Origin of the sequence: Haloarcula salina, from assembly GCF_049603855.1 — an archaeon.
GTDB lineage: Archaea > Halobacteriota > Halobacteria > Halobacteriales > Haloarculaceae > Haloarcula > Haloarcula salina_A.
The window spans coordinates 303,723-325,825 of record NZ_CP187148.1; the positions used below are offsets into that span (position 1 = coordinate 303,723).

The window sequence follows — 22,103 nt, forward strand, 5'->3', positions numbered from 1 at the left end:
GAATTCTATCGCAAATTCAGTACAGCCAGTACAGTCAGTACATTCAATATCGGCGGGACATAACTGACGAATATGCCAATCAGCGCGGACCGATTCGAGAACATCCCCGACGACGGTGACACGCCCTCTCCGGAGACAAACGCGGGAGCAATCCTGGCGTTCCTCAGGGACAATCCTGGCAAGGCGTTCACTCGGAGCGAAATCGCCGCCGAGACCGACGTAACAGAGGGGTCCCTCGGTCCAACGCTCGTCCGACTCCGGGAGCGCGGAAGAGTCGACCATCGCGGGAACTACTGGCGAGTCAGTGACCACGAGGCGAGCGTCGACACCGCAACGACTCACGCGGCTGCTACCATCGCCGCACACGAGGATGACGGTGAGACGCCGGACTACGACGAGTGGCAGGAACACGCGATCGACCCGCGTGACCTCGATGAGTAGCGACCGATACAGCGCTGGCGACGTGTTCTGGGCACCGGATCCCTACAACGCTGGAGGGAATCCCCGCCCGTGGCTCGTTCTCACTGCGGATGCGCTGCCGTTCAGCGGAGAGGAGTATCTCTGTGCCGGGCTAACGCTCAGTGATCTCCCGGAGAACATCGCTATCGGCGATAACTGGATTGCCGGCGGCAACCCGGACAGGAAATCGTTCTGTTCACCGTGGGTCCTCGCCACAGTCAAACACGATGCGGTAGCGAACCCACAGGGACGTGTGGATCCGGGTTTCACAGAGACGATTACGAAACGAAGTGCCGAGTACATTACCGCCGACACCGGCTAGGGGCGGACTGACGGACCGAGTCACCGGTGCAAGCCCCGATATCGGGGCAGTGCGACACACGCTGTTTGTGGCGGTCTGTGAGGGTGCGTATCCGCGATAGCTATTTACGGTTCTGGGCGGCACGTAGCCGATATAGTTAGCGAGCTGATGAGCCATATGCAAATCGAACTCGAAGTGAACGGCGAGACGGAGACGTTCGAGGCGTCGAAGTCCGACTCCCTCCTCGACGTGCTGCGGGCCAACGGGTACACCGGCGCGAAACGGGGGTGTGACACCGGGGCCTGTGGCTTCTGTACGGTCCACGTCGACGGCGACCCGACGCTGTCGTGCGTGACGCCCGTGACGAAAGCCGAGGGGGCGTCGGTCGAGACCATCGAGGGACTCGGCGATCAGGACGACTTACACCCGGTCCAGCAGGCCTTCGTGGACAACACCGCGCTGCAGTGTGGGTTCTGCATTCCGGGGATGATCATGCGCTCGAAGGCGCTACTGGACGAGAACCCCGACCCCACCGAGCAGGAGGTCCGCGAGGCGCTGTCGGACAACCTCTGTCGGTGTACGGGCTACAAGAAGATCGTGGAGGCGGTGCTCGACGCCGCCGACCGGATGGACGGGGACCATGCGGTGGCGACCGACGGCGGGCCGCCGAGCGACCGGGGCCCATCGCCCGACGACGCGGCCGGCGGCACGCCCGACTCGGGCTGTCCGCCCGGCGGGTGTGACTGTTCGGAGGGCGAGCCATGAGCGACTCGGAGGACGCATCGGACCTCGACGACGGACCCGACGGCGTACGGGCGGAGGAGGAGGCCACCGGCGGAACGGTGGAGGGCGCGGCGAGAGAACCGGACCGCAAGGCTCCGGACGAACGCGAGAGCATCACGACGGACGAGGAGAAAGACGACGCGCGACAGATCGTCACCGGCGAGGCCCGCTACACGGCGGATTACCGGGACCGCTTCCCGGATCTCGCCCACGGCAAAGTGGTGCGCAGCGACATCGCCCACGGCTACGTCGAGTCGGTCGACACCAGCGCCGCCGAGGCGATGGACGGCGTCTACGCGGTCATCACGCCGTTCGACGACGTGGTCCCGGACAAACTGTACTCCAGTTCGGGCCAGTCCTACCCCGAGCCGAGCCCGTGGGACCTGACGGTCCTGCGCGAGCACGTCCGGTTCGTCGGCGACCCGGTGGCGGCCGTCGCCGCCGAGGACCCGGACATCGCCGATCGCGCGGCCCGGAAAGTCGAGGTCGAGTACCGCGAACGCGACGCGGTGTTCGACCCCGAAGAAGCGCTGAACGAGGACGCCCCGCAACTGTTCGAGACCGACGACGTGGAGAACAAGCAGTCGGGCGCGGACTACGCGAGGAACCTCGAATCGCACTTCGAGGGGGAACTGGGCGACGTCGACGCGGCGTTCGAGGCGGCGGAAGCCGGGGACGACATCCACGTGGTCGAGACCGAGTGGGAGACGCCGTACCAGTCCCACTGCGTCCCGGAGCCCCACGCAACCATCGCCTACACCGACGAGGACGACCGCCACGTGTTCATCACGGCGACGCAGGTTCCGTTTCACACGCGCCGCCAGATCTCGCACCTGTTCGACGTGCCGATCCGCGACGTGCGTGTGACGAAACCGCGCATCGGTGCGGGGTTCGGTTCGAAACAGGAGATGGCGATCGAGCCGATCACGTTCGCGCTCCACCTCGCGGCCGGTCGCCCGGTCAAACTGGAGATGACGCGCCAGGAGGAGTTCACCGCGCTTCGCTTCCGGCACCCGATGCGGATGCGGATGAAGACGGCCGTCACCGACGAGGGCGACATCGAGGCGATGGATCTCTACACGCTGTCGAACTCGGGGGCCTACGGCACGCACGGCATGACCGTCGCGAACAACGTCGGGACGAAGCCCCTGCCCATCTACCCGCGGGTCCAGAACGTCCGCTTCTCGGGCGACGTGGTCCACACGAACCTCCCGATGGGCGCGGCGATGCGAGGCTACGGCGCACCCCAGGGCCACTTCGCCGTCGAGTCCCACATGGACGAGGTGGCCCGCCGCCTCGACCTCGACCCCGTCGAGTTCCGCCTGCGGAACGCGGTCCGCGAGGGCGACCTCGACCGGAGCGTGGCCATCCTGAAAGACGACGACCGATTCGAGCGAAAAATCCGGTCCTGTGGCATCCGCGAGTGCGTCGAGCGCGGGAAGGAGGCCATCGGCTACGACGACCTCGAACAGCCCGAGGCGGACCACCTCCATCGCGGCGTCGGCATGGCCCTCATCGCGCAGGGCAGCGGCGTCGCGGGCAAGGAACTCGGCGCGGCGCAGGTGAAGATGAACGAGGACGGGAGCTTCCACCTGCAGGTCGGCGGCGTCGACACCGGGACTGGCGCGGACACGATGTTCTCACAGATCGCCGCGGAGGTGCTCGGCTGTACGCCGGAAGACGTGGTCGTCGTCGCCGCGGACACCGACCTGACGCCCTTCGACTACGGCGCGTACGCCTCCTCGACGACCTACATCAGCGGCCGAGCGGTCAAGAACGCCGCCGAGGACGCCAAGGAACGGCTGTTAGACTGGGGCTCGAAGCTGCTCGACGAGCCGCCCGAGGTCCTCGACACCGGCGACGGCGCGGTGTACAGCGAGGAAACCGGGAACCGCGTCTCGCTGGAGGAGATCGGGTACGAGGCGGCCTACGGCGACGAGGAGCGCGAGCACATCCTCGGCGACGGCAACCACTCGACCGACGAGAGCCCGCCGCCCTACGGCGCGCAGTTCGCCGACGTGACGGTGAACGAGGAGACCGGCGAGTACGAACTGAACAAGCTTGTGTTCGCCGCTGACTGCGGCGTCGCCATCAACCCCGCGCTGGTCGAGGGACAGATCGAGGGCGGTGAGCACATGAGCCTCGAATTCGCCACCAGCGGCGGCCTCTCGTTCGACGACGAGGGCAACCCCGAGGTGCTCGGATTCCGCCAGTACGGGATGCCCCGGACGACGGATCACCCGCCGATGGAGACCATCCTCGTCGAGACCCACGAGCCGACGGGCCCCTTCGGCGCGAAGTCCATCGCGGAACTCCCGACGAACGGCGTGCCCCCGGCGCTGTCGAACGCCATTCGTGACGCCGTCGGCGTCCGCCTGACCGACCTGCCGTTCACCGACGAGGACCTGCGGGCCGCACTTGACGCGAGAGACAGCGACGACTGACGGCCACCCCCCGATCCCACGCTCGCTGTGTCGGGGGAAGCGTTAAGACCGATTCTCCGGAAATCGACACCATGGCTTACATCGGGTTCCTCCTGACCGGCGGGCCCTTCGACAGCGAGCGCTGGCGCACCGCCTACGAACTCGGGCGGGCGGCGCTGGACGCGGGCCACGAGGTGAGCTACTTCCACTACCTCGACGGCGCGCTCGTCCCGGTGGCCGACCAGTCGTTCCCGGACTGCTCGGACTCGGGGCTGTACGACGAGATGCCGACGGCGAAGTTCCAGGAACTCATCGAAGACGGCGCGGAGGTCATCTGCTGCGGGCTCTGCGTCGACGCCCGCGGCATCGACGCCGACGCGGACTATCCCGACGGCGTCGAGGTGGGCCTGCTCCCCGATCTCGCCGACATCCTCGGCGAGGCGGACCGGGTGGTCTCGCTATGAAGCGAGACGTGGTCGTCATGCTGACGCGCGCCCCCTACGGTCGGGTCCACGTCCCCGAGGGTCTGCGGGCTGCCCGCGGCGTCGCGGCCGGATTCGACCTGCACGACGTGACGGTGGTCTTCACCCAGGACGGGGTCCACGGGGCGCGCGACTCCGTCGACCGCGAGGCCCTGAACATGACGGGCCACGTCGCGGACCTCGTAGAACAGGACGGGACCATGGTCGCAGACGCCGCCGCGATGGACGCCCGTGACATAGACGAAGCCGACATCGCAGACGACGTTGCGGTGTGGCCGGGCGACCGCGTCGCCGCCCGCATCCGGGACGCCGACCACACGCTCGACTTCTGACCATGCTCTATCTCATCGACAAGCCGATGGCCGAAATCGGACTGCGAACCGCCGCGGGCGATCCGGACGCCCACGTCGTCCTGATCCAGGACGGCGTCTACCTGACGCCTGACGTGGACGCGCCCGTCTCAGCCGTGGCGAGAGACGTCGACGTCCGCGGGGTCGACCTGCCGCCGGAGATCGAACCGATCTCATACGACCGGGTGGTCGGCCTGATGGTCGACCAGGAGGTGACATCGTTCGTATGAGCCTGTTCGAGCGCCTCGACGAACTCGCCGCGCGCGGCGACCCGGCGGCGCTGTTGACCATCGTCCGGAAGGACGGGAGCGCCCCGCGGGACGTGGGCGACAAGATGGTCGTCACCGCCGGGGAGACGTACGGGACCATCGGCGGCGGGACGGTCGAGCACCTCGCGGTCGAGGACGCCCGCGCGGTGCTTTCCGGCGACGAGGAACCGGGTGTCAGAACGTACGAACTCGAACCCGGCGGCAACACCGGGATGGTCTGTGGGGGCGAGATGGACGTGTTCGTCGACCGGGTCCGGGGCCGCCCGCGCCTCTACGTCGCCGGCGCGGGCCACATCAGCGCCGACCTCGCGCCGCTGGCGGAGCGACTGGGCTACGCCGTCACCGTCGTGGACGACCGCGAGGACTACGCCGACCCCGAGGCGTTCCCAGAGGACACGACAGTGGTCCACGGCGACTACGGCGACGAACTGCGGGACCTGCCGATGGGACGCGAGACAGCGGTCGCCGTCGCGACGCGGAGCGGCACGTTCGATCAGGACGCGGTCGGCGCGGCGCTGGACGGCGGCGCGGGCTACGTCGGCCTCGTCGCCAGCGAGACGAAGGCCGATCACGTCCTCGACTCGCTCGCCGCGGACGGATACGCCCGGCGCGACCTCGCTCGCGTTCGGACGCCCGTCGGACTCGACCTCGGCGGGAGCGGCCCGGCCGCGGTCGCCCTCTCCATCCTCGCGGAGGTCAGCATGGACCGTCACGACGCGACGGGCGAGCGCGCGACCGACCTGAACCTCGACGACCTCGCCGTCGTCCGGGGTGGCGGCGACCTCGGTAGCGGCGTCGTCTACCGCCTCCACCGGGCGGGCTACCCGGTCGTCGTCACGGAGGTCGAGCGCCCCACGGTCGTCCGCCGCGCGGTCGCGTTCGGGGCCGCGCTGTACGAGGGCGAGGTGTCCGTGGAGGGCGTCACCGGCCGGCGAGCCGACGACATCGACGAGGCGATTGAGGTCCTGGGCAACGGGGACGTGCCGGTTCTCGTCGACCCCGACGCGGCGGTCGCCGACGAACTCGACGCCGCCGTCCTCGTCGACGCCATCATGGCGAAAGGGAAGTTCGACACCGGGACGCGCTGCGACGACGCCGGGGTGGTGGTCGGGATGGGGCCCGGGTTCGAGGCCGGCGCAGACGTTGACGCCGTCGTAGAGACCGACCGCGGGCACGAACTCGGCCGCGTGTTCTACGAGGGGACCGCGAGCGACTACGACGGCGAACCCGGCGAGCGCCGCGGCTACACCCACGAACGGGTGCTCCGCGCACCGAGCGACGGCCCGTGGGAGCCGACCGTCGCCATCGGAGACACCGTCGCCGCGGGCGACGTGGTCGGACACGTGGGCGACAGCCCGGTCGAGACGGAGATCGACGGCCTCGTCCGCGGCCTCGTTCACGGCGGCCTCGACGTCTCCGAAGGGACGAAACTCGGCGACGTGGACCCCCGTGGCGAGTCGGTCGATCCGACGAAGATCTCGGACAAGGCGCTCTGTCTCGGCGGCGGCGTCCTGGAGGCAGTGCTTCGCCTGAGTTGATGGGTCAATCCTCCCACGACCCAGTATTGTTGTTAGAGACCTCCTGAACCGCGGTAGAAGACTCCTACGAACGCTTATCGGCGGATCGGTTCGACGGTCGGCTCGTCGACGGTGACGCCGCTTCCGTCGGTGACACGGCCGACCTCCCTGAAGAACACGTCTGCGTCGTCGAACGCGGCTTCGAGGTCGGCCGTCGCGTCCGGCGGGACCGCGACCAGCAGTCCGCCGCTGGTCTCGGCGCTCTCGCCGGCGGCCAGTCCGTAGCCGAACAGCCGCGAGAGCTGTGGCGTTCCCGCGATGACCGGGAGGTGCGTCAGTTCGACGCCGACGCCCGAGCGCTCGGCGAGGACGCGGCTCTGGCCGGCGAGACCGAAGCCGGTCACGTCCGTTACGGCAACCGCGAACTCCCGGCAGGCCAGCGCCGCGTCGCGGTTTGGTGTCGTCATCCACGCGACCGCGTCCGCGCCGATGCGGTCGAGCGGGCGGTCCGTGGCCTCCCGGACTGTCTCGACGAACTCCCCGTCAGAGACGCGCGTCGCGCCCATCGCCGGCTGCGTCCCGAGCGGTTTCGTCAGGTAGAGCCTGTCGCCGGCGGTGGCTCCCTGCGCCGTGTGCAGCGCGTCGGGGTGGGCCGTCGCGGTGACGGCCCCGCCGGCGAACGGCCACGGGCTCATGATGGTGTGGCCGCCCGCGACGCCGCCGCCCATCGCGTCGAGGGCGTCGGCCATGCCGGCGAGAATCGGGGCCGCGCTGTCGGTTAGTTCGCGGGGCAGGCCGAGGACGACGAGGCAGTCGACGTTGTCCGTCGCGCCCGTCGCGAACGCGTCGCTCGCGGCGTTACAGGCCGCGACCCGGCCGAAGTCGTAGGGGTCGTCGACGATGGGCGTAAAGAAGTCCACCGTCGAGACCAGCGCGAGGTCGTCGGTGAGCCGACGGGCGGCGGCGTCCTCGCCGACCCCGAACAGCAGGTCGTCGCGGCCGTCGTCGAGTCCGGCGTCGGCGAGCAGCGCGTTGAGGTCGCTCTGTCCGACCTTGCAGGAACAGCCGTGCAACTCCGCGTACTCTGTGAGGTGCGGCTCGTCGTCGCCCCCATCGCTCGGCATCGTCACCGCTCCGGGAGCGACGACATGTCGGTCACCAGCAGCCGGAGCTCGAACTCGTCAGCCTCGTCGGTGTCGGCGGCCGACACGTCGAAGCCGTGGGTCGTACACATCCGGCGGAGGTTCTGCTCGGCCGGCGGGTAGTCGCCCCTGACCACGAGCGTGTCTCCCGGTTCGAGGTCCGCGAGCTCCCGGCGGACGATGAGCGCCGGTCGGGGACAGATCTCGCCGCGAACGTCCACGCGAGGCATACCGGAGACGTGCCGCCCGGTCACAAAAACGCTATCGGCGACACGGCGGGTGTGGCGGCGAGAGCTATATGTGGCTGTGCGAGCGAGCTATCGCATGCGACTGACCGACGCGCTGGGCGTCGACGCCCGCGCGCTCGTCGCGTTCGTGGGGGCCGGCGGGAAGAAGACCGCTATGGGGCAACTGGCCGCCGAGGGCGCTCGCGAGGGCTTCGACGTGGGATACACGACGACGACGGCGATGCCGCCGCCCCCGGACCTCCCCCTGACGCTCACCGTCCGCGACGGCTACCCCTACGTCATCTCCGACCACGACCCGCCGCTCGCGTTCGCCCGCGAGTGGGTGGCTGACCCCGAGCGCGCCGACGAGAAGGTCCACGGATTCGATCCCGAGTTCCTGCGGTCGGTGTACTACAGCGGCGTCTTCGACCGGCTACTGGTCAAGGCCGACGGCGCGCGCCGACGCGAGTTCAAAGCCCCTGGCGAGGACGAGCCAGTTATTCCGAGCGCAGCGACGCACGTCGTGGCGGTGGCCTCGGTCGCCGCCGTGGGCGAACCGCTGACGACCGCCACCGTTCACCGCCCGGAGCGCGTCGCGGCCCTCACCGAACTCGACGTGGGCGATACCATTACGGCCGATGCGGTCGGGGCGGTGCTCGCACACCCGGAAGGCGGCCGCCGAAACGCCCCGTCGTCAGCGTCCGTGGTCCCGCTGGTGAACAAGGCGGACACGGAAGGGCGGCGAGCGACCGCCCGCAAGGTGCTCGACCACGCGATGGCACAGACCGGCCGTTTCTCTCGCGGCGTCGTCACCTCCTTCGAGACGGGCGTCTGCGAACGCGTCGAGGCTCCGGTGCGGGAGGTCGGTGACTGATGACCCCGAACCGTCGCGGAGCGACCGCCCGGGAGCCGCAACAATGATGGAACGGGACCGCTCGACGGTCGGCGGCGTCGTCCTCGCCGCCGGTGACAGCTCTCGGTTCGGGGCCGACAACAAACTGCTCGCGTCGGTCGACGGCGCGCCGCTCGTCCGGTACGTGGCCGAGACCGCGTGCGCGTCGGGGCTCGACGCCGTCGTCGCGATACTGGGTCACGAGGCCGAGGCGGTCGGTGCGGCACTCGACGGCCTCCCGCTCGCGAAGCGTCGCAACGATGACTACGCCGAGGGCCAGAGCACCTCGGTCCGCCGCGGCGTCGCGTTCGCTCGCGAGTCCGACTGGGACGCCGCGGTCTTCCTGCTCGGGGACATGCCGTTCGTCAGCGTCGAGACGGTCGACCGGGTCGTCGCGGCGTACCGGACGGGCCAGGACAGTATCGTCGTCCCGCGCTACGACGGCCAGCGCGGCAATCCCGTGCTGTTCGACCGGCGGCACTTCGACGCGCTCGCGGCCGTCTCCGGCGACCGTGGAGGGCGTGACCTCATCGAGAGCGGCGACGGAGTCCAGTTCGTCGACGTCGACGACCCAGGCGTCCGGCGAGACATCGACACGGAGGCGGATCTCGAAGGGGACGCCCAGTAGCCGCGGGCACTCGACGGGGGGTGTTGGCAGCCGGCTGGAGGGCGTGCCTTTAAGGCGCTGTTGGCGGAACGACGGGATATGAAGCGCGTCATCAGCACCGACGACGCCCCCGCGGCCGTCGGCGCGTACAGTCAGGCGACGACGAACGGCGACCTCGTGTTCACGGCGGGCCAGATCCCGCTGACGCTCGACGGCGAACTGCTCGACGACGAACCCATCGATGTCCAGGCCGAGCAGTCGCTCTCGAACGTCGAAGCGGTCCTGAACGAGGAGGGCCTGGACATGAGCGACGTGCTCAAGGTGACTGTCTTCCTCGACGATATCGAGGACTTCGATGCGATGAACGACACCTACGCCGGGTTCTTCGACGACGAACCGCCGGCCAGAAGCGCCGTCGAGGTCGCGAACCTCCCGAAGGGCGTCGGCGTCGAGATCGAGGCCATCGCCGCGAACGACTGACCGTCGGGGAAGCGACGCGACACACGGGCCGGCCGGTGTGTCCCACGAAAGTTTCAAGCCGCTCGCCATGCCAGCGAGTAGCACATGCAGACCACGAGACGCGGCTTTCTGGGGACAGCGGCCGCGCTGTCGCTGTCCGGCTGTCTGGGGAGCACGAGCGAGCCGACGCTGACCGTCGGCGTCGTTCCCGACGTGGACCCCGACACCGCCATCGAGCAGAACACGGCGCTCGCGTCCCATCTCGAGGCCGAACTCGACGCGACGGTCGACCTCCGGACCGCCGCGGACTACGCCGGGATGGTCCAGGCGATGGTCGCCGGCCAGGTCGACCTCGCGTACTACGGCGGCGTCTCGTACGTCCTCGCCCATCATCGGGCCGGCGCTGAGCCGGTCGTCGTCGGGTCGAAGGACGGCGAGACGCTGTGGCACTCCGCGTTCGTCGTCGGCGCGGACGCCGACGCCGAGGGGATGGACGACGTGGCCGCGAACGTGGGCGACCTCGACCTCGTGTTCGGCGATCCAATCTCCACCAGCGGGACGGTGATGCCGACGTACTACCTCCAGACGGAGCACGATTTGGCCCCGCAGACGGCGTTCGACCAGGTCACACACGTCGGCGCACACGACGCCACGGCGAAGACCGTCGCTGGCTCGACCGGGACTGTCGGCGCGCTGAACGCCCGTATCTACGACGCGCTCGTCGACGACGACGCGGTGACGGACATCCGGGAGATCTGGCGGACGCCGGGCTTTCCCGACTACCCGTGGGCCGTCTCGCCGTCGATGGAGGCGGCGACGACAGAGGAGGTCCGCCGGGCGTTCACGAGCCTGGATTCGACAGAGGATGCCGACATCCTCGACCAGCAGAACGTCGACCGCTACGTCGAGGTCAGCCACGACGACTTCGCCTCGCTCGACGACGCCGTCGAGATGGCCGGGATCGAGACCGGGACGGAGACGGGGGCGTCGGGGTGAGAATGGATGTCTGAGTCGGCGGGCCGCGAACTGGTGTTCGACCGTGTGACCAGGCGCTTCGACGGCGAGCCGGCGCTGTCGGACGTGTCGCTGCGGTTCGCCCCCGCTGAGCACGTTGCCGTCGTCGGCCCCTCCGGCGCGGGCAAGACGACGCTCCTCCGACTGGCGAGCGGCGCGCTCACGCCCGACCAGGGGACGATAACGCTCGGCGGAAAGCCAGTCTCCGGAGCGGACGTGACGCTCGCGTACCAGGGCGAGACGCTGGTCGACCGGCGCACCGCGCTCGCGAACGTCCTCAGCGGCCGCGTCGGGGACTGTTCGTGGCTCAGGGGATTTCTCGAACCACTCGTTCCGCGCGACCCCGAACCGGCGCTCGAACTGCTCGACGCCGTCGGACTGGCCGAGAAGGCCGATGCTCGCGCCGCTACCCTGAGCGCCGGGGAGCGCCAGCGCGTCGCCTTCGCCCGGGCGCTCGTCCGGGACGCGCCGGTCGTGCTGGCCGACGAACCGACGGCGAACTTAGACCCCAGTTCCCGCGCGAACGTGATCGACGTGCTCGACGCCGTCCTCGACGACGAACTGCTCGTCACCGTCCTCCACGAAGTCGGTCTGGCGCTGGACCGCTTCGAGCGCATCGTCGGACTGGCGGGCGGTCGCGTGCGCTTCGACGAGCCCGCGGCCGAGGTAACGGACGCGATGCTCGACGACCTGTTCGCCGCGGGGACGTCGACCCCCGACGGGCGGCGTTCGTCGGATGGAACGCAGCAGCACCGAGCGGCGAAACCGACCGAGGGCGACGACGAGTCCCGAGCGCAGGCCCGCTGGTATGCCTGAGGAGCGCGCCGGCTCGTCGGCCGAGACCGGACTCGGTCAGTCGGTGGCCGGCGAGGCGTACGAGACGGAGCCGCTGGCCTCGAAGCGGCGGCTCACGACGCTGCTCGCCGGGTGTCTCGTTCTTCTGGTCGCCGCCTGGATTGCGGAGGTCGACCCGCTGGCGCTCGCCTCGCCCGGCGCGCGCGAGCAGATGCTGGCCTTCGTCGCCGAGGGGTTGCCGCCCGATACCAGCCGCGACTACCTGCTGGGCCGAACCGTCCGCGACGGCCTGCTGTGGGCCGTCGTCGAGACGCTGGCCATCAGTGTCGTCGGGACCGCGCTGGCCGTCGCGCTGGCCGTCCCGCTCGCGGTGACCAGCGCCGCGACGGTCACTCACCGCGGCCCGCTCTATGCGAACGCCTCCCCGACGCGGGTCGCCGCGGGGAAGGGCGTCTACCACGTCAGCCGGACCGTCCTCAGCTTCCTCCGCTCCGTGCCCGGCATCGTCTGGGGCTTCCTGTTCGTCACCGCCATCGGGCTCGGCCCCTTCGCGGGCGTCCTCGCGCTGGCGGTCCACAACGCCGGCGTCCTGGGGAAGCTGTACGCCGACTTCCTCGAAGACACGAACCCAATGACGACCGAGGCGGTGGCGGCCGGCGGCGCGACGCGGCTCCAGGCGGTCTGTCACGGGATGGTCCCGCAGGTGACCGCGACCGTGACCTCTTACACGCTGTACCGCTGGGAGTGTACCATCCGCTCGGCGACGATTCTCGGCTTCGTCGGGGCCGGCGGCATCGGCTACTATCTCGTGGTCACCATCCAGCGCCTGCAGTACCAGAAGCTCGTGACCGCTATCGCCGCCGTCTTCGGGCTGGTCGTCCTGAGCGACTGGCTCGCCTCGCGGTTCCGGACGCGCCTGGGGTGAGACCGACAGCGACCGTGTCCCCGACCGCCGCTCAGGGCTTCTGTTCTTGGGCCGACTCTCGGGCGTCTTCGAGGTCCATGTTCAGTCCCATCTCGGACGCCCGTTCGCGGACGGCGTCGGCGTCGACGGCGGTCACCTCGCCGTGTTCTTGCAGGACCGTCCCGTCGACCATCGTGAAGCGCACGTCGTCGCCGTGGGCGGCGAACACGAGGTGCGAGAGCACGTCGTGCAGCGGGGTCGCGCGCGTGAGGTCCGTGTCGACGCCGATAATGTCGGCGCGCCACCCCTCACGGAGCGCCCCGAGCTTCTCGAAGCCGGCGGCTTTCGCGCCGTTGATCGTCGCCATCTCGAAGATTTCGCTCGCCGGCGTCACCGTCGGGTCGAGCTGGTCGACCTTCTGGAGGAGGCTGGCCTGTCGCATCTCCGTGAAAGCGTCGAGCGTGTTGTTACACGGCGGGCCGTCGTTGCCGAGCGCGACGTTGATGCCACGGTCACGGTAGTCCCAGACGGGCGCGATGCCGCTCGCGAGCTTCATGTTCGATGACGGGCAGTGCGTGACGTGCGTGCCCGTCTCGGCGAGCACCTCCCGCTCGCTCTCGTCGGTCCAGACGCAGTGGGCCAGCACCACGTCCTCGCCGGTCAGGCCCACTTCGTCGAGCCAGTGGATGTTGCGCATCCCGGTGTCGGCTTCGACGGTCTCGATCTCGCTCCGGTTCTCGCTGGCGTGGGTGTGGATGCGCACCCCGTCGTAGGCGTCGGCCAGTTCGCGCGCGCCGCGGAGACACTCCTCGGTACAGGAGACGGCGAAGCGCGGCGTGACGGCGTAGCGGATGCGGTCGTCGAACGCGCCGTGGTACTTCGTGATGAGCCGCTCGGACTCGTCGAGCGCGGCCTGCGTGTCTTCGAGCAGGCCGTCGGGCGAGCGCTGATCCATCAGCACCTTGCCGAGGACGCCGCGGATGCCGATCTCGCCCGCCGCCTCGAAGGCGCGGTCGGCGTGGGCGACCGAGAGGTGGTCGATACACGTCGTCGTCCCGCTTTCGAGCATCTCCAGGTAGCCGAGCGTCGCCGCGACTTCCATCTCGTCGGCCGACAGCGAGGCCTCCATGGGGAGGATGTAGTCGAACAGCCAGTCGAGCAGTTCGGTGTCGTCGGCGATGCCCCGCCCGAGGCTCTGGACGGAGTGGACGTGGCCGCCGACGAGCCCCGGCAACAGCACGTCGTAGGACTGCCGGTCGTGGTCGGGGTACCGCGGTGCAACCTCGGATCGTGGACCGACCGCTGCGATGCGGTCGCCGGAGACGACGACCGCCCCGTCAGGGTAGACGGTCGAGGAGTCCGCGACGACGGTCCCAGTGAGCAACATACGTCGTGCAACACGGCCCTCGATACATAAAGAACGTCCTCGCGACAGCGCCCCCGCCACGGCGGCCTCAGCGCCACACCTGTGTGCGGCGTCTGTGGCGCGTGTGTCACGAAGCGTGCGGGCTCAGCTGCCAGCGGACTCTCCCGTCCGCTTCTCGCGCGTGATGTACCCGGCGAGGCGCGACCGCGAGCGAAACGACTCGACGCCGACGACGCGTTCGACGACCCGGTCGTTCGCGGCGTACTGCTCGGTGAATAGCTCCGGGTACTCCGCCAGCAGCCGGTCGCCGATCCTGACGATCTCCTGCGGGTCGGCATGCATGGGCCTGGAAGTCGACGGGTGACCGTGTTAATTGTGGTGCCCGCAGACCCACACAGATCGTCGGAGAGACGTGCCACCGTGCAGCTCCGGTCGCTTCTCGGTCAGTTCGCCATCGACGGCTTCGGCGGGGTATGGCGCTTGTGGCGGGTCCGCGAGCACCAGCGGACGGCCCGCCGGACGACGCTCGGATCGACGCCGACGCGGTCAGCGGTCTCCGGTGCCGACAGCTGCCTGTCGACCGCGAAGTGCAGGAGGCTGTCGAGCGTCGCCGGTTCGATGCCGAGTTCCTCGGCGTCGCTTCGGTCGGCGTAGTCGAACCGGGTCGTCGCCCGGTCCATGATGTCCGACGGGACTTCCATGTCCTCGGCCAGCGACCGGAGTTCGGTCCGGTAGAGGTCGCCGAACAGGTCCACGTCGACGCCGTTCTCGCCGTACTTGGCGACGGTACCAAGCAATCGCTCGGTCCGGTTCACGGTGCCGACGACGAGTCGGTTCGTGGTGTTCGCGACGTAGTACGTACAGGCCATTCGGAGCCGCTCGCTGGCGTTTCGAATCGCCACGAGATCGTCGGTGGGCTGACCGGTCTCGCCGACGACGCTCTGGAACGCGGCCAGCACCGGCTGTAGCTGCAGTCGGTGGTGCTCGATATCCAGCATCGACGCGACCGCCTCGGCGGTTCGCGCCGGCGCTTCCTCGCTCAACTGGATCGGAACGACGAGCCCGGTGACCCGCTCGGCTCCGACGGCGTCGACGGCCATCGCGGCCGCGACTGTCGTCTCGATCCCGCCGTCGAGCGCGACGACCAGGCCGTTCGCTTCCGCCTCGACGACGGTGTCTTCGAGGAACGCGGGCAACAGCTCCTGGACCCGCCTGACCGCGGGTTTCGACGTGGCGAGGCCGTTCTCCTCGCGGGGTAGTTTGAGCGTCCGCGGGTGTTTCGCGTGGCTCACGGACCGCCCCTCCGCTGTGCCCGCGTGAGAGTGTTCGCGCAACCGTGCCAATGACGGACGGCGCTCGTCCGAGTCCTGTGTCGAACCGACGTGTTCACGATGCGAAACGCGGGACTGCCCGCTGATAACTGTTTTCACCAAACGCCATAATTCTCTGTCGTATACTGTATATTCCTTATATTTGTTCGAGTACTGTGCACTTTCTATCGACGCATATTTGTGAATGTGTGATCACTCGCAATATTTCTTTACTGACAAAGATATATAAGCCGCTACCGCCGGAGGCCCAACAGAGAATGATCGGATCGCTGAAGCGGAGACGTGCATCGAAGGGGAGTCCCGTTCGCTGTGGCGAGGGGGCCGGGGAATCACAGTGTGAACTCTGTGGCGAACGACGGGCCTGTTCTGACCAGTACGGAATCGTCGCCTGCCGGAGTTGCCACGTCGATTTCCTGCCGGCCCACGGCGTTCTGTGACGGTCACTCTGCGGTCGGCACTTCTCTCGAATCCACGTCCGAAAGCACTACTCGCCGGTCGCAGACGAGTCGGACGACGTCCGCGGGGTCGAGGATTTCGGTGTCTGGGTCAGTCGTTTCGAGGTCGGTGTCTGGCGAGTAGCGCTGGACCTGGTGCGCGTCGAGGGCGTTTCGGTTGTCGGTGACGGCTTCGAGAACTCGGATCCGCTCGCCCGTTTGTCTGTCGCGGTAGGTGGTGTCGGGGTCGAGACCGACGACCGGTCGGTCGGCGGGCCAGTCCCAGGCGAACTCTCGGCGGTACTGATCGAACTGCCAGACGAGGCGGTCGACGTCTTCGTCGGCGTCGGCGGCGTGCTGGAGGGTCCGATCCCAGTAGTCGCGGACACACTGTCTGAGGTCGGACCGCAGGGCGTCCTCGACGAGTTTCTGCTCGATGGGGTAGCCGATCTCGATGGCCACGACGGCGTGACTGTCGAGGTGGGTGAGACAGCGCTGGCACTCCGTCTCGAAGACCGAGAGCCCTAGCGGCGTGTCGACGGTCAGGTGCGCGAGCTCGTTGCCGCAGTTGGGGCACCACAGGAACACGACCCCGTTGTCGGGTTGTTCCAGTTCCGCCAGCACGGTTAGCTCATCGAAGGGCCTGTCGGTGGCCGTGGGTTCCCCCTCGCTCTCCTCGGCCTGGTCGGTCGGAGATTCGACCGGGTAGTCGACGTACTGGGCGAGCTTACGGTCTTTCAGGAGGGACTTGATGACCGAGTCGTGCGACGAGTGCGACTCCGCATCCCGGATGCGCTCTATTTGCTCTTTCGTCCAGTCCCGTACGCGAATCGTTGCCATTTATGTCTTAATTCTCGGCCAAATTAATAGTCTTTCTGTATATCTCGCGTATATCTTGACGAACAGCTACTGGACATTCGTCTCGGACCGGACCACGGCCCGTGGCGACGGCGCTGGCTGATCGTCGTCAGGAACTCGCGGTGTCGATGCGGCGCTTGATCTCCGTCTCGGAGACGGCAATCTGGGACGCGCCGAGCGGGTGGGTGACGAACGTGACGAGGTCGAGTTCGCGCAACAACCGGCGGGCGTTTCCGCGGCTCATCCCCAGCTGTTGGGTGACCTCGTGGACGGAGTCGGACTGATTGACGGCCGTCGCCAGGTCGGCGACGGTCAGGTCCTCCGAGATGCCGATTCCGTCGGCGACCAGGTTGTCGTCCTGGCCCTGGCCGTCAGATTCGGTGAGCAGTTCCGCGACGGGCCGTCGTCCGAGTTCGCTCCTCTCGGCCGACTCAGACTGTTCGCTCTCGTCGCTTTCAGATGGGGCTTCGCCCGCGTCTGCGACCGGTTCGTCGGTCTCGTCAGCGTCGACTGCCGCCGATTCGTCGCCGTCGTCGCTTTCCGACTCCGGCGACGAGAAATCGAAGTTGTCGGGGTGGGGCGTGTTGTCCGTCGGATCGTGGATGTCGTACTCGACCATGTACCGGCGGACGGTCTCGGAGGTAACGTCGACGTCCAGTGCCTCCGTCATCTCCGGGAACGTGTTGTACTCCTCGTAGACCGCCGCGAGCGCTTCTGGGTCCTTGTAGGCCGGGATCGACGACTGCGGTGACCGCCCGTTTCCAGGTTCGTCGTCCAGTCCGTACTCGGCAGCGCTATCGCCGTCCGCGGGGACCGTGACCGACAGATCGAGTTCGATGCGTCCGTCGTCGTCGAGCGGATCACCGTCGACGGAGACGCCCTCGTTAAGCGACAGCCCGGCAAACGCGGGCACGCTGACCGTCATCTCGGCGGTGAGTTCTTCGCCGTCGTCGATCTCTCGCTCGGGGATCTCGACACGCTGTATCTCGGCGGCGGCGGATTCGATGCCGTCGAGCACGTCCGTCAGCTGGCCGAAGGCAGCGCTAACAATCATATGGAAATCGTCGTCTGGGATTTACAAATACGTGTCGGATGGTGCAATCGTTCGACTAACGTTCTCGTATACGCTCGGAAAACACAGATGTCACATCTGAGGTTAGCCCGCTGTGGCCGGCGACTCGTTGGCGACCTCCCACTCGGTCGGGTCGATCTCGCGGCCGTCGAAGGCGGTGTACTCGGGGTAGGCGGTGAACACGAGGTACTCTGTCCGCCCGCGGAGGAACTCGATGAGCGTGTGGAGGTTGTCATCGTCGAGGCCGCCCAGGCCGTCGACGAGCAACAGCGGGACGGTCTCGGCCACGTCGAAGGACTCGCGACCGGCCAGCGCCGCCACGAAGCCGATGAGTTCGAGTTCACCCTCGCTGAGCGCGTCGAGGCTGGCCTCGCGGCCGTCGCGAGCCACGACGATTTCGAAGTCGGCGGTGAGCCGGGCGGTCTCGAACCCGGTGTCGAACCGCGCGAGGATCTCCCGCATCGCCTCGTCGAAGGCGTCGCGCGCCTCGTGTTTGATGCGGTCCTTCCGGTTGCGCAGCGCCGACAGCTCCTCGCGTATCGACTCGAGTTCGGCCTCGAGGTCGTCGACGCGGCCCGCGCGCGTCTCTAACTGCGAGAGCTCGTCCGCGGCGTCTTCCAGTTCCGCCTCACGGTACTTGATCTCGCTCTCGACGTCCGAGCGCTCATCGACTGTCTCGTCGACGCGCTCTGCGAGTTCCTCGACGCGCTCCGTCGCCTCTTCGAGACGGTTCCTTGCCGCGTCGAGGCTCTGTTCGCGGTCTGCCAGCGTCTCTACGAGATCGGCGATCTCGTCTTCGAGGTCTGACTCGCGTCGGCGCGCCTGGCTGATCTCCTCGCGCTGGGTCTCCAGTTCCTCGACGGTGTCGCGGTGTGACTCCTTGCGCGCCCGGAGTTCCGTGAGCCGGTCGCCGAGGGCGTCGAGCCGGGTTTCCAGGTCGGCCCGTGTCGTCTCGTTGCCGCAGGTCCAGCACGTCAGCGTGTCGCCCTCGATGTCGCGCTCCACGTCTGTGATGAGGTCGAGCCGGTTCTCCGAGAGGACCAGCTCCGTCGCGGAGTACACCGACTGGAGCACCTCGGCGTCGCGCTCGACCTGTTCGAGGCTCTCCCGCGCTTCTTCGAGGCGGGACTCGACGTCGGTGTAGTCAGGAATCTCGAGGGCGTCGAGGTCTTCACGGCGCTCGGCGAGCCGCTCTTCGGTCCGCTCGACGCTCCCCTCGAGCCGTTCGACGCGACTCCGCGCCTGGTTCTGCTCGGTCCGGGCCTGACTCAGCTGACGCTGGACGGACTCCGGGGCGTCGTCGCTGGCGCTGTCCGCTATCGCGTCGCGCTTCTCGCGCAGTTCGGCGAGTTCGTCTTCGAGCCGCGTGACACGCTCCTGGACCGTCGGCAGGCGCTTCTTGGCTTCGCGGGCCTGCGAAAGCTCCGTCTCGATCTGCTCGCGCTCCCCTCTGAGCGCCGCGATCTGCTCGTCGATGTTCTGGAAGTCGAGGGGGCGCATGAGCACCGATTCGAGGTTCTCGCCCTCGCGGACGGCCCGGCGGACCTCGTTTCGCTCGTCGAGGCACGCGAACAGGTCCGCTCGAATGGTGTCGTACTCGTCGACGAGGTACGGCGTCCCGCTGCGGTGGACGGTCCCGTCCTCCCGCGCGAGCGACACGTCGAAGGTTCCCTCCGACGTGTCGAGGCGGACGCGGCCGCTGTCGGCCCCCTCGGTCAGTTCGGTCGACGTACCGAGCGCCACCTTGAGCGACTCGATGAAGCTCGACTTGCCCTGCCAGTTCGAGCCCCGGACCGCGTTCAGCCCGGGATCGAGCGTCGCCGCGCCGTCGAGAATGCCGGCGATCCGCTCGATGTCGATATGCCAGGTCATGGCTGGCTCGAGGAGAGCTGTCGGCGGTGCTGTTCACAGACGTACCCGCGCTCCAGCGCGACGTCGAAGGGCACGCGAGTGGGACAGTCCGGGCACCCGAGCTGGATCTGGACCTCGATGTCGGCGTCGTCGCCGCCGTCGACCTGGCCCTTCGTCGAGAGCGAGGACAGCGCCGACTCGGTCTTGTTCCGGGCCACGTCCTTGGCCGTCTCGACGCTGTCTCGCTCCCAGTCCGTCGCCGCGGACTGCGTCGCCTTCTCGCCGTCGAGGCAGTCGTTGAGGTGGGTCCGCATCGTCCCCCACGAGACCATGTCGTCGACGACATCGGCCCCGGGAATTCCGTCGGCGCGCAGACTCTCGATGAGCTCTTCGCGCCGCAGGTCGTCGTCGCCCCGGAGCGTCTCGTAGTCGCTCTCGACGCGCGCGTCGAGCGACTCTCGCCCGTGGTCGTCGTACACCCGCTTGAGGAGCCGCTTGTTGAACCACGCCGTCAGCGAGCGATACCCTTCGGCCGAGCGGCCGTCTGCTCCCGTCCAGCGGGCCAGCAGGCCCTCGTTCAGCGAGGGGTAAACAGGGTCCGCCGACGAGAGTCCGTATTGGTCGATGATCGTCTCTATCTTACAGCCCGAATCAGCCATTACCGACCGTTTCACACTTGCGCGTAATAGACTTTGACGTTGTGTGTACGCACTGTCCACGGCTCGTCACGCCGCCACTCTCTATTCACACCCTAAGTCCGTAAAGGGGATCGGCCACCGCGTCGTGAACGGCGGTCATTCGACCAGTACGTCGACGTGCGTCGCCGCTTCGACGTCGACCAGCCCCCTGTTCGTCAGCCGGTAGTGGGGAATGACTTCGAGCGCGAGGAAGGACAGTTCCATCAGGCCGCTGTCGACCAGTCCCATGTCGTCGGCCAGCGACTCGACGGTCTCGTAACCCTCGTAGACGGTTTCGATGGGTTCGTCGGACATGAGGCCGGCGACAGGGAGCGCGAGCGCCGCTAGCTCGTCGTTCGCCGGGTCGTACGCTGCGATGCCGCCGCCGATGTCTCGGAGGTGGTTCGCCACGCGGGCCATCGCATCGCGGTCCGTGCCCGCGACCACGCAGTTGTGTGCGTCGTGTGCGACCGTCGACCCGATGGCCCCGCGGTCCAGGCCCATTCCGTGGACGAACCCGCGTCCGATGCCGCCGTCGCCGCCGTGGCGCTCGATGACGGCCAGTGACAGGATGTCTTCGTCCGGGGGCGCGACGAGCGTGCCACCGTCGACGGGAACCGCGGCCTCCATCCGGTCGGTCTGGAGGCCGCCGACGGCGTCGATGACGCGGACGGTGGCGGTGTCGGCGGCGCCGTCGGCCACCGAAACTGCGAGGTCACCGGCCGAGACCGGGTCGAAGGTGACGGTGTCCGTCGCCAGGTCGGTGGTCGCCGTCGCCGCTCCGTCGGCCGTCGGGTCGAGTTCCCCGTCGACCATGACGTGCTCGACGGACCAGGTTTCGAGGTCCGACAGGAGGACGAGGTCGGCGGGCGCGCCGGGCGAGACCCGCCCGAACGGGAGGTCGTAGCTCTCGGCCGTGTTGAGGGTGGCCATCTGGACGACCTCGACCGGGTCGGCACCCTCTGCGATGGCCGTCCTGACAGCGTCCTCGACGCCGCCGTGGTCGACGACGTCCACGACTTCCCGGTCGTCGGTGCACAGCGAGAGCCGCCGGCTGTCGACCGCGTCGACCAGCGGGAGGAGGTCGACGAGGTTCTTGCTGGACGACCCCTCCCGGAGGTAGACGCGGACGCCGAGGTCGGCGCGCTCGCGGGCCTCCGCCAGCGTGATGCTCTCGTGGTCAGTGTCGAGAAAGCGGGCCGCTTCGTGGAGGTCCGAGCCAGCGACCCCCGGCATGTGGCCGTCGACGGTGAGTCCGCGCTCGCGCGCCGCGCGAATCTTCTCGTGAACCCCATCGTCACCGGCGAGCAGTCCGGGGATGTCCATCACTTCGCCGAGTGCGATGACCCGGTCGAGGTCGAGCAGCGACGCGACCGCCTCGGCGTCGAGCGTCGCCCCGCCATCTTGCAGTCCGGTCGCGGGAACGCTCGACGGGACGGTGAACCGCGCCTTCAGCGGCGTCTTCGTGGCGTCTTCGACGACGGCGCGGACGCCCGCCTCGCCGAGGACGTTCGCGATCTCGTGGGGGTCGTGGACCACGCTGGTGACGCCCCGGGGCACCATCGCCCGTCCGTACTCCGGGAGCGTCACCATGCTCGACTCGACGTGCATGTGCGCGTCGATGAGACCCGGTGCGATGTACTCCGCCTCGACGTGGCGGTCCGCGGGACGCTCTTCCAGCGCGACGATCTCCCCGTCCTCGACGGCCACGTGGCGTTGTTCGAGCGTCCCCGTGTGGACGTTGACGAGCGTTCCCGAAACGAGCGTGTCGACCGTCATCGGACCGACGGAACCCGAATCCACGCCCCGCTCGTCGGCGTGCCCGGCTGAACTGTCGTGAGCACCGCGTACCCGGCTCGAAGTGTGCGTAGCATACCCACAGGTGCACGA

General features: G+C 68.3%; 24 protein-coding genes. 14 read left to right on the plus strand and 10 right to left on the minus strand.

What is annotated here, in order from left to right:
• The first annotated feature begins 72 nt into the window (after positions 1-72).
• The 8 genes from ACOZ4I_RS18735 (at position 73) to yqeB (ending at position 6,605) form a co-directional block, all read left to right on the plus strand.
• Entirely contained in the window at positions 73-441 is a 369-nt protein-coding gene (locus tag ACOZ4I_RS18735) for a MarR family transcriptional regulator (protein WP_424004939.1), read from the plus strand.
• Positions 434-781: a hypothetical protein gene (locus ACOZ4I_RS18740; RefSeq protein WP_424004940.1), complete on the plus strand. Its 348-nt coding sequence runs from the start codon at positions 434-436 to the stop codon at positions 779-781. The genes ACOZ4I_RS18735 and ACOZ4I_RS18740 overlap by 8 nt, the downstream gene beginning before the upstream one ends.
• A 156-nt stretch (positions 782-937) precedes the next feature.
• Positions 938-1,525, plus strand: a complete 588-nt coding sequence (locus tag ACOZ4I_RS18745; protein ID WP_424004941.1) for a (2Fe-2S)-binding protein — start codon at positions 938-940, stop codon at positions 1,523-1,525.
• Entirely contained in the window at positions 1,522-3,987 is a 2,466-nt protein-coding gene (locus ACOZ4I_RS18750) for a xanthine dehydrogenase family protein molybdopterin-binding subunit (RefSeq protein ID WP_424004942.1), read from the plus strand. Before ACOZ4I_RS18745 ends, ACOZ4I_RS18750 begins: the two co-directional genes overlap by 4 nt.
• 71 nt (positions 3,988-4,058) lie before the next feature.
• A complete protein-coding gene (locus ACOZ4I_RS18755; protein WP_424004943.1) occupies positions 4,059-4,430 on the plus strand; it encodes a DsrE/DsrF/TusD sulfur relay family protein in 372 nt (123 codons plus the stop codon).
• Positions 4,427-4,780, plus strand: a complete 354-nt coding sequence (locus ACOZ4I_RS18760; RefSeq protein ID WP_424004944.1) for a DsrE family protein — start codon at positions 4,427-4,429, stop codon at positions 4,778-4,780. The genes ACOZ4I_RS18755 and ACOZ4I_RS18760 overlap by 4 nt, the downstream gene beginning before the upstream one ends.
• 2 nt (positions 4,781-4,782) lie before the next feature.
• Entirely contained in the window at positions 4,783-5,028 is a 246-nt protein-coding gene (locus tag ACOZ4I_RS18765) for a hypothetical protein (protein ID WP_424004945.1), read from the plus strand.
• Positions 5,025-6,605: a selenium-dependent molybdenum cofactor biosynthesis protein YqeB gene (gene yqeB, locus ACOZ4I_RS18770; protein ID WP_424004946.1), complete on the plus strand. Its 1,581-nt coding sequence runs from the start codon at positions 5,025-5,027 to the stop codon at positions 6,603-6,605. Before ACOZ4I_RS18765 ends, yqeB begins: the two co-directional genes overlap by 4 nt.
• A 74-nt stretch (positions 6,606-6,679) precedes the next feature.
• On the opposite strand, the gene selD is transcribed toward yqeB, so the two are convergent.
• Together selD and ACOZ4I_RS18780 are read right to left on the minus strand one after the other, a co-directional pair.
• Positions 6,680-7,708, minus strand: coding sequence for a selenide, water dikinase SelD (gene selD / locus ACOZ4I_RS18775; protein WP_424004947.1), 1,029 nt, complete (start codon positions 7,706-7,708; stop codon positions 6,680-6,682).
• Between the two features lie 2 nt (positions 7,709-7,710).
• The gene (locus tag ACOZ4I_RS18780) at positions 7,711-7,956 is read right to left on the minus strand and encodes a sulfurtransferase TusA family protein (RefSeq protein ID WP_424004948.1); all 246 of its coding nucleotides are present in this window, start codon (positions 7,954-7,956) and stop codon (positions 7,711-7,713) included.
• Between the two features lie 94 nt (positions 7,957-8,050).
• Here ACOZ4I_RS18780 and yqeC point away from each other — a divergent pair, with 94 nt between their 5' ends.
• From yqeC to phnE, 6 genes are all read left to right on the plus strand, one after another.
• Positions 8,051-8,827, plus strand: coding sequence for a selenium cofactor biosynthesis protein YqeC (gene yqeC, locus ACOZ4I_RS18785; protein ID WP_424004950.1), 777 nt, complete (start codon positions 8,051-8,053; stop codon positions 8,825-8,827).
• A gap of 43 nt (positions 8,828-8,870) precedes the next feature.
• A complete protein-coding gene (locus tag ACOZ4I_RS18790) occupies positions 8,871-9,473 on the plus strand; it encodes a nucleotidyltransferase family protein (protein WP_424004951.1) in 603 nt (200 codons plus the stop codon).
• Between the two features lie 78 nt (positions 9,474-9,551).
• The gene (locus ACOZ4I_RS18795) at positions 9,552-9,932 is read left to right on the plus strand and encodes a Rid family detoxifying hydrolase (protein WP_424004953.1); all 381 of its coding nucleotides are present in this window, start codon (positions 9,552-9,554) and stop codon (positions 9,930-9,932) included.
• An 84-nt stretch (positions 9,933-10,016) separates the two neighbouring features.
• Positions 10,017-10,907, plus strand: coding sequence for a phosphate/phosphite/phosphonate ABC transporter substrate-binding protein (gene phnD, locus ACOZ4I_RS18800; protein WP_424004955.1), 891 nt, complete (start codon positions 10,017-10,019; stop codon positions 10,905-10,907).
• Between the two features lie 6 nt (positions 10,908-10,913).
• The gene (locus ACOZ4I_RS18805; protein WP_424004957.1) at positions 10,914-11,741 is read left to right on the plus strand and encodes a phosphonate ABC transporter ATP-binding protein; all 828 of its coding nucleotides are present in this window, start codon (positions 10,914-10,916) and stop codon (positions 11,739-11,741) included.
• Positions 11,734-12,645, plus strand: a complete 912-nt coding sequence (gene phnE / locus ACOZ4I_RS18810) for a phosphonate ABC transporter, permease protein PhnE (protein ID WP_424004959.1) — start codon at positions 11,734-11,736, stop codon at positions 12,643-12,645. Before ACOZ4I_RS18805 ends, phnE begins: the two co-directional genes overlap by 8 nt.
• Positions 12,646-12,676: 31 nt before the next feature.
• Here phnE and ACOZ4I_RS18815 read toward each other — a convergent pair whose 3' ends face one another.
• From ACOZ4I_RS18815 to ade, 8 genes are all read right to left on the minus strand, one after another.
• Complete coding sequence (locus ACOZ4I_RS18815; protein ID WP_424004961.1) at positions 12,677-14,011, minus strand: 5'-deoxyadenosine deaminase; 1,335 nt, start codon at positions 14,009-14,011, stop codon at positions 12,677-12,679.
• A gap of 123 nt (positions 14,012-14,134) precedes the next feature.
• Positions 14,135-14,332, minus strand: coding sequence for a 30S ribosomal protein S17 (locus ACOZ4I_RS18820; protein WP_424004962.1), 198 nt, complete (start codon positions 14,330-14,332; stop codon positions 14,135-14,137).
• Between the two features lie 101 nt (positions 14,333-14,433).
• Positions 14,434-15,282, minus strand: a complete 849-nt coding sequence (gene nadE / locus ACOZ4I_RS18825; RefSeq protein ID WP_424004963.1) for an NAD(+) synthase — start codon at positions 15,280-15,282, stop codon at positions 14,434-14,436.
• A 479-nt stretch (positions 15,283-15,761) separates the two neighbouring features.
• Positions 15,762-16,595: a hypothetical protein gene (locus tag ACOZ4I_RS18830; RefSeq protein WP_424004965.1), complete on the minus strand. Its 834-nt coding sequence runs from the start codon at positions 16,593-16,595 to the stop codon at positions 15,762-15,764.
• A 127-nt stretch (positions 16,596-16,722) separates the two neighbouring features.
• A complete protein-coding gene (locus ACOZ4I_RS18835) occupies positions 16,723-17,667 on the minus strand; it encodes a hypothetical protein (RefSeq protein ID WP_424004967.1) in 945 nt (314 codons plus the stop codon).
• Between the two features lie 102 nt (positions 17,668-17,769).
• Complete coding sequence (locus tag ACOZ4I_RS18840; protein ID WP_424004969.1) at positions 17,770-19,557, minus strand: archaea-specific SMC-related protein; 1,788 nt, start codon at positions 19,555-19,557, stop codon at positions 17,770-17,772.
• The gene (rdfA, locus tag ACOZ4I_RS18845) at positions 19,554-20,195 is read right to left on the minus strand and encodes a rod-determining factor RdfA (protein ID WP_424004970.1); all 642 of its coding nucleotides are present in this window, start codon (positions 20,193-20,195) and stop codon (positions 19,554-19,556) included. The genes ACOZ4I_RS18840 and rdfA overlap by 4 nt, the downstream gene beginning before the upstream one ends.
• A 135-nt stretch (positions 20,196-20,330) precedes the next feature.
• Entirely contained in the window at positions 20,331-21,992 is a 1,662-nt protein-coding gene (gene ade / locus ACOZ4I_RS18850) for an adenine deaminase (RefSeq protein WP_424005395.1), read from the minus strand.
• Positions 21,993-22,103 lie beyond the last annotated feature (111 nt).

Excerpts from the sequence above, each read along its gene's own strand:
- ACOZ4I_RS18765 (WP_424004945.1), top strand. The coding sequence starts at position 4,783 with ATGCTCTATCTCATCGACAAGCCGATGGCCGAAATCGGACTGCGAACC.
- ACOZ4I_RS18745 (WP_424004941.1), top strand. The coding sequence starts at position 938 with ATGCAAATCGAACTCGAAGTGAACGGCGAGACGGAGACGTTCGAGGCG.
- ACOZ4I_RS18740 (WP_424004940.1), top strand. The coding sequence starts at position 434 with ATGAGTAGCGACCGATACAGCGCTGGCGACGTGTTCTGGGCACCGGAT.
- phnD (WP_424004955.1), top strand. The coding sequence starts at position 10,017 with ATGCAGACCACGAGACGCGGCTTTCTGGGGACAGCGGCCGCGCTGTCG.
- rdfA (WP_424004970.1), bottom strand. The coding sequence starts at position 20,195 with ATGGCTGATTCGGGCTGTAAGATAGAGACGATCATCGACCAATACGGA.
- yqeB (WP_424004946.1), top strand. The coding sequence starts at position 5,025 with ATGAGCCTGTTCGAGCGCCTCGACGAACTCGCCGCGCGCGGCGACCCG.
- ACOZ4I_RS18820 (WP_424004962.1), bottom strand. The coding sequence starts at position 14,332 with ATGCATGCCGACCCGCAGGAGATCGTCAGGATCGGCGACCGGCTGCTG.
- ACOZ4I_RS18755 (WP_424004943.1), top strand. The coding sequence starts at position 4,059 with ATGGCTTACATCGGGTTCCTCCTGACCGGCGGGCCCTTCGACAGCGAG.
- ACOZ4I_RS18795 (WP_424004953.1), top strand. The coding sequence starts at position 9,552 with ATGAAGCGCGTCATCAGCACCGACGACGCCCCCGCGGCCGTCGGCGCG.
- selD (WP_424004947.1), bottom strand. The coding sequence starts at position 7,708 with ATGCCGAGCGATGGGGGCGACGACGAGCCGCACCTCACAGAGTACGCG.
- ACOZ4I_RS18840 (WP_424004969.1), bottom strand. The coding sequence starts at position 19,557 with ATGACCTGGCATATCGACATCGAGCGGATCGCCGGCATTCTCGACGGC.
- yqeC (WP_424004950.1), top strand. The coding sequence starts at position 8,051 with ATGCGACTGACCGACGCGCTGGGCGTCGACGCCCGCGCGCTCGTCGCG.
- ACOZ4I_RS18805 (WP_424004957.1), top strand. The coding sequence starts at position 10,914 with ATGTCTGAGTCGGCGGGCCGCGAACTGGTGTTCGACCGTGTGACCAGG.
- ACOZ4I_RS18760 (WP_424004944.1), top strand. The coding sequence starts at position 4,427 with ATGAAGCGAGACGTGGTCGTCATGCTGACGCGCGCCCCCTACGGTCGG.
- ACOZ4I_RS18780 (WP_424004948.1), bottom strand. The coding sequence starts at position 7,956 with ATGCCTCGCGTGGACGTTCGCGGCGAGATCTGTCCCCGACCGGCGCTC.
- ACOZ4I_RS18750 (WP_424004942.1), top strand. The coding sequence starts at position 1,522 with ATGAGCGACTCGGAGGACGCATCGGACCTCGACGACGGACCCGACGGC.
- ACOZ4I_RS18835 (WP_424004967.1), bottom strand. The coding sequence starts at position 17,667 with ATGATTGTTAGCGCTGCCTTCGGCCAGCTGACGGACGTGCTCGACGGC.
- ade (WP_424005395.1), bottom strand. The coding sequence starts at position 21,992 with ATGACGGTCGACACGCTCGTTTCGGGAACGCTCGTCAACGTCCACACG.
- phnE (WP_424004959.1), top strand. The coding sequence starts at position 11,734 with ATGCCTGAGGAGCGCGCCGGCTCGTCGGCCGAGACCGGACTCGGTCAG.
- ACOZ4I_RS18735 (WP_424004939.1), top strand. The coding sequence starts at position 73 with ATGCCAATCAGCGCGGACCGATTCGAGAACATCCCCGACGACGGTGAC.
- ACOZ4I_RS18830 (WP_424004965.1), bottom strand. The coding sequence starts at position 16,595 with ATGGCAACGATTCGCGTACGGGACTGGACGAAAGAGCAAATAGAGCGC.
- ACOZ4I_RS18815 (WP_424004961.1), bottom strand. The coding sequence starts at position 14,011 with ATGTTGCTCACTGGGACCGTCGTCGCGGACTCCTCGACCGTCTACCCT.
- ACOZ4I_RS18790 (WP_424004951.1), top strand. The coding sequence starts at position 8,871 with ATGATGGAACGGGACCGCTCGACGGTCGGCGGCGTCGTCCTCGCCGCC.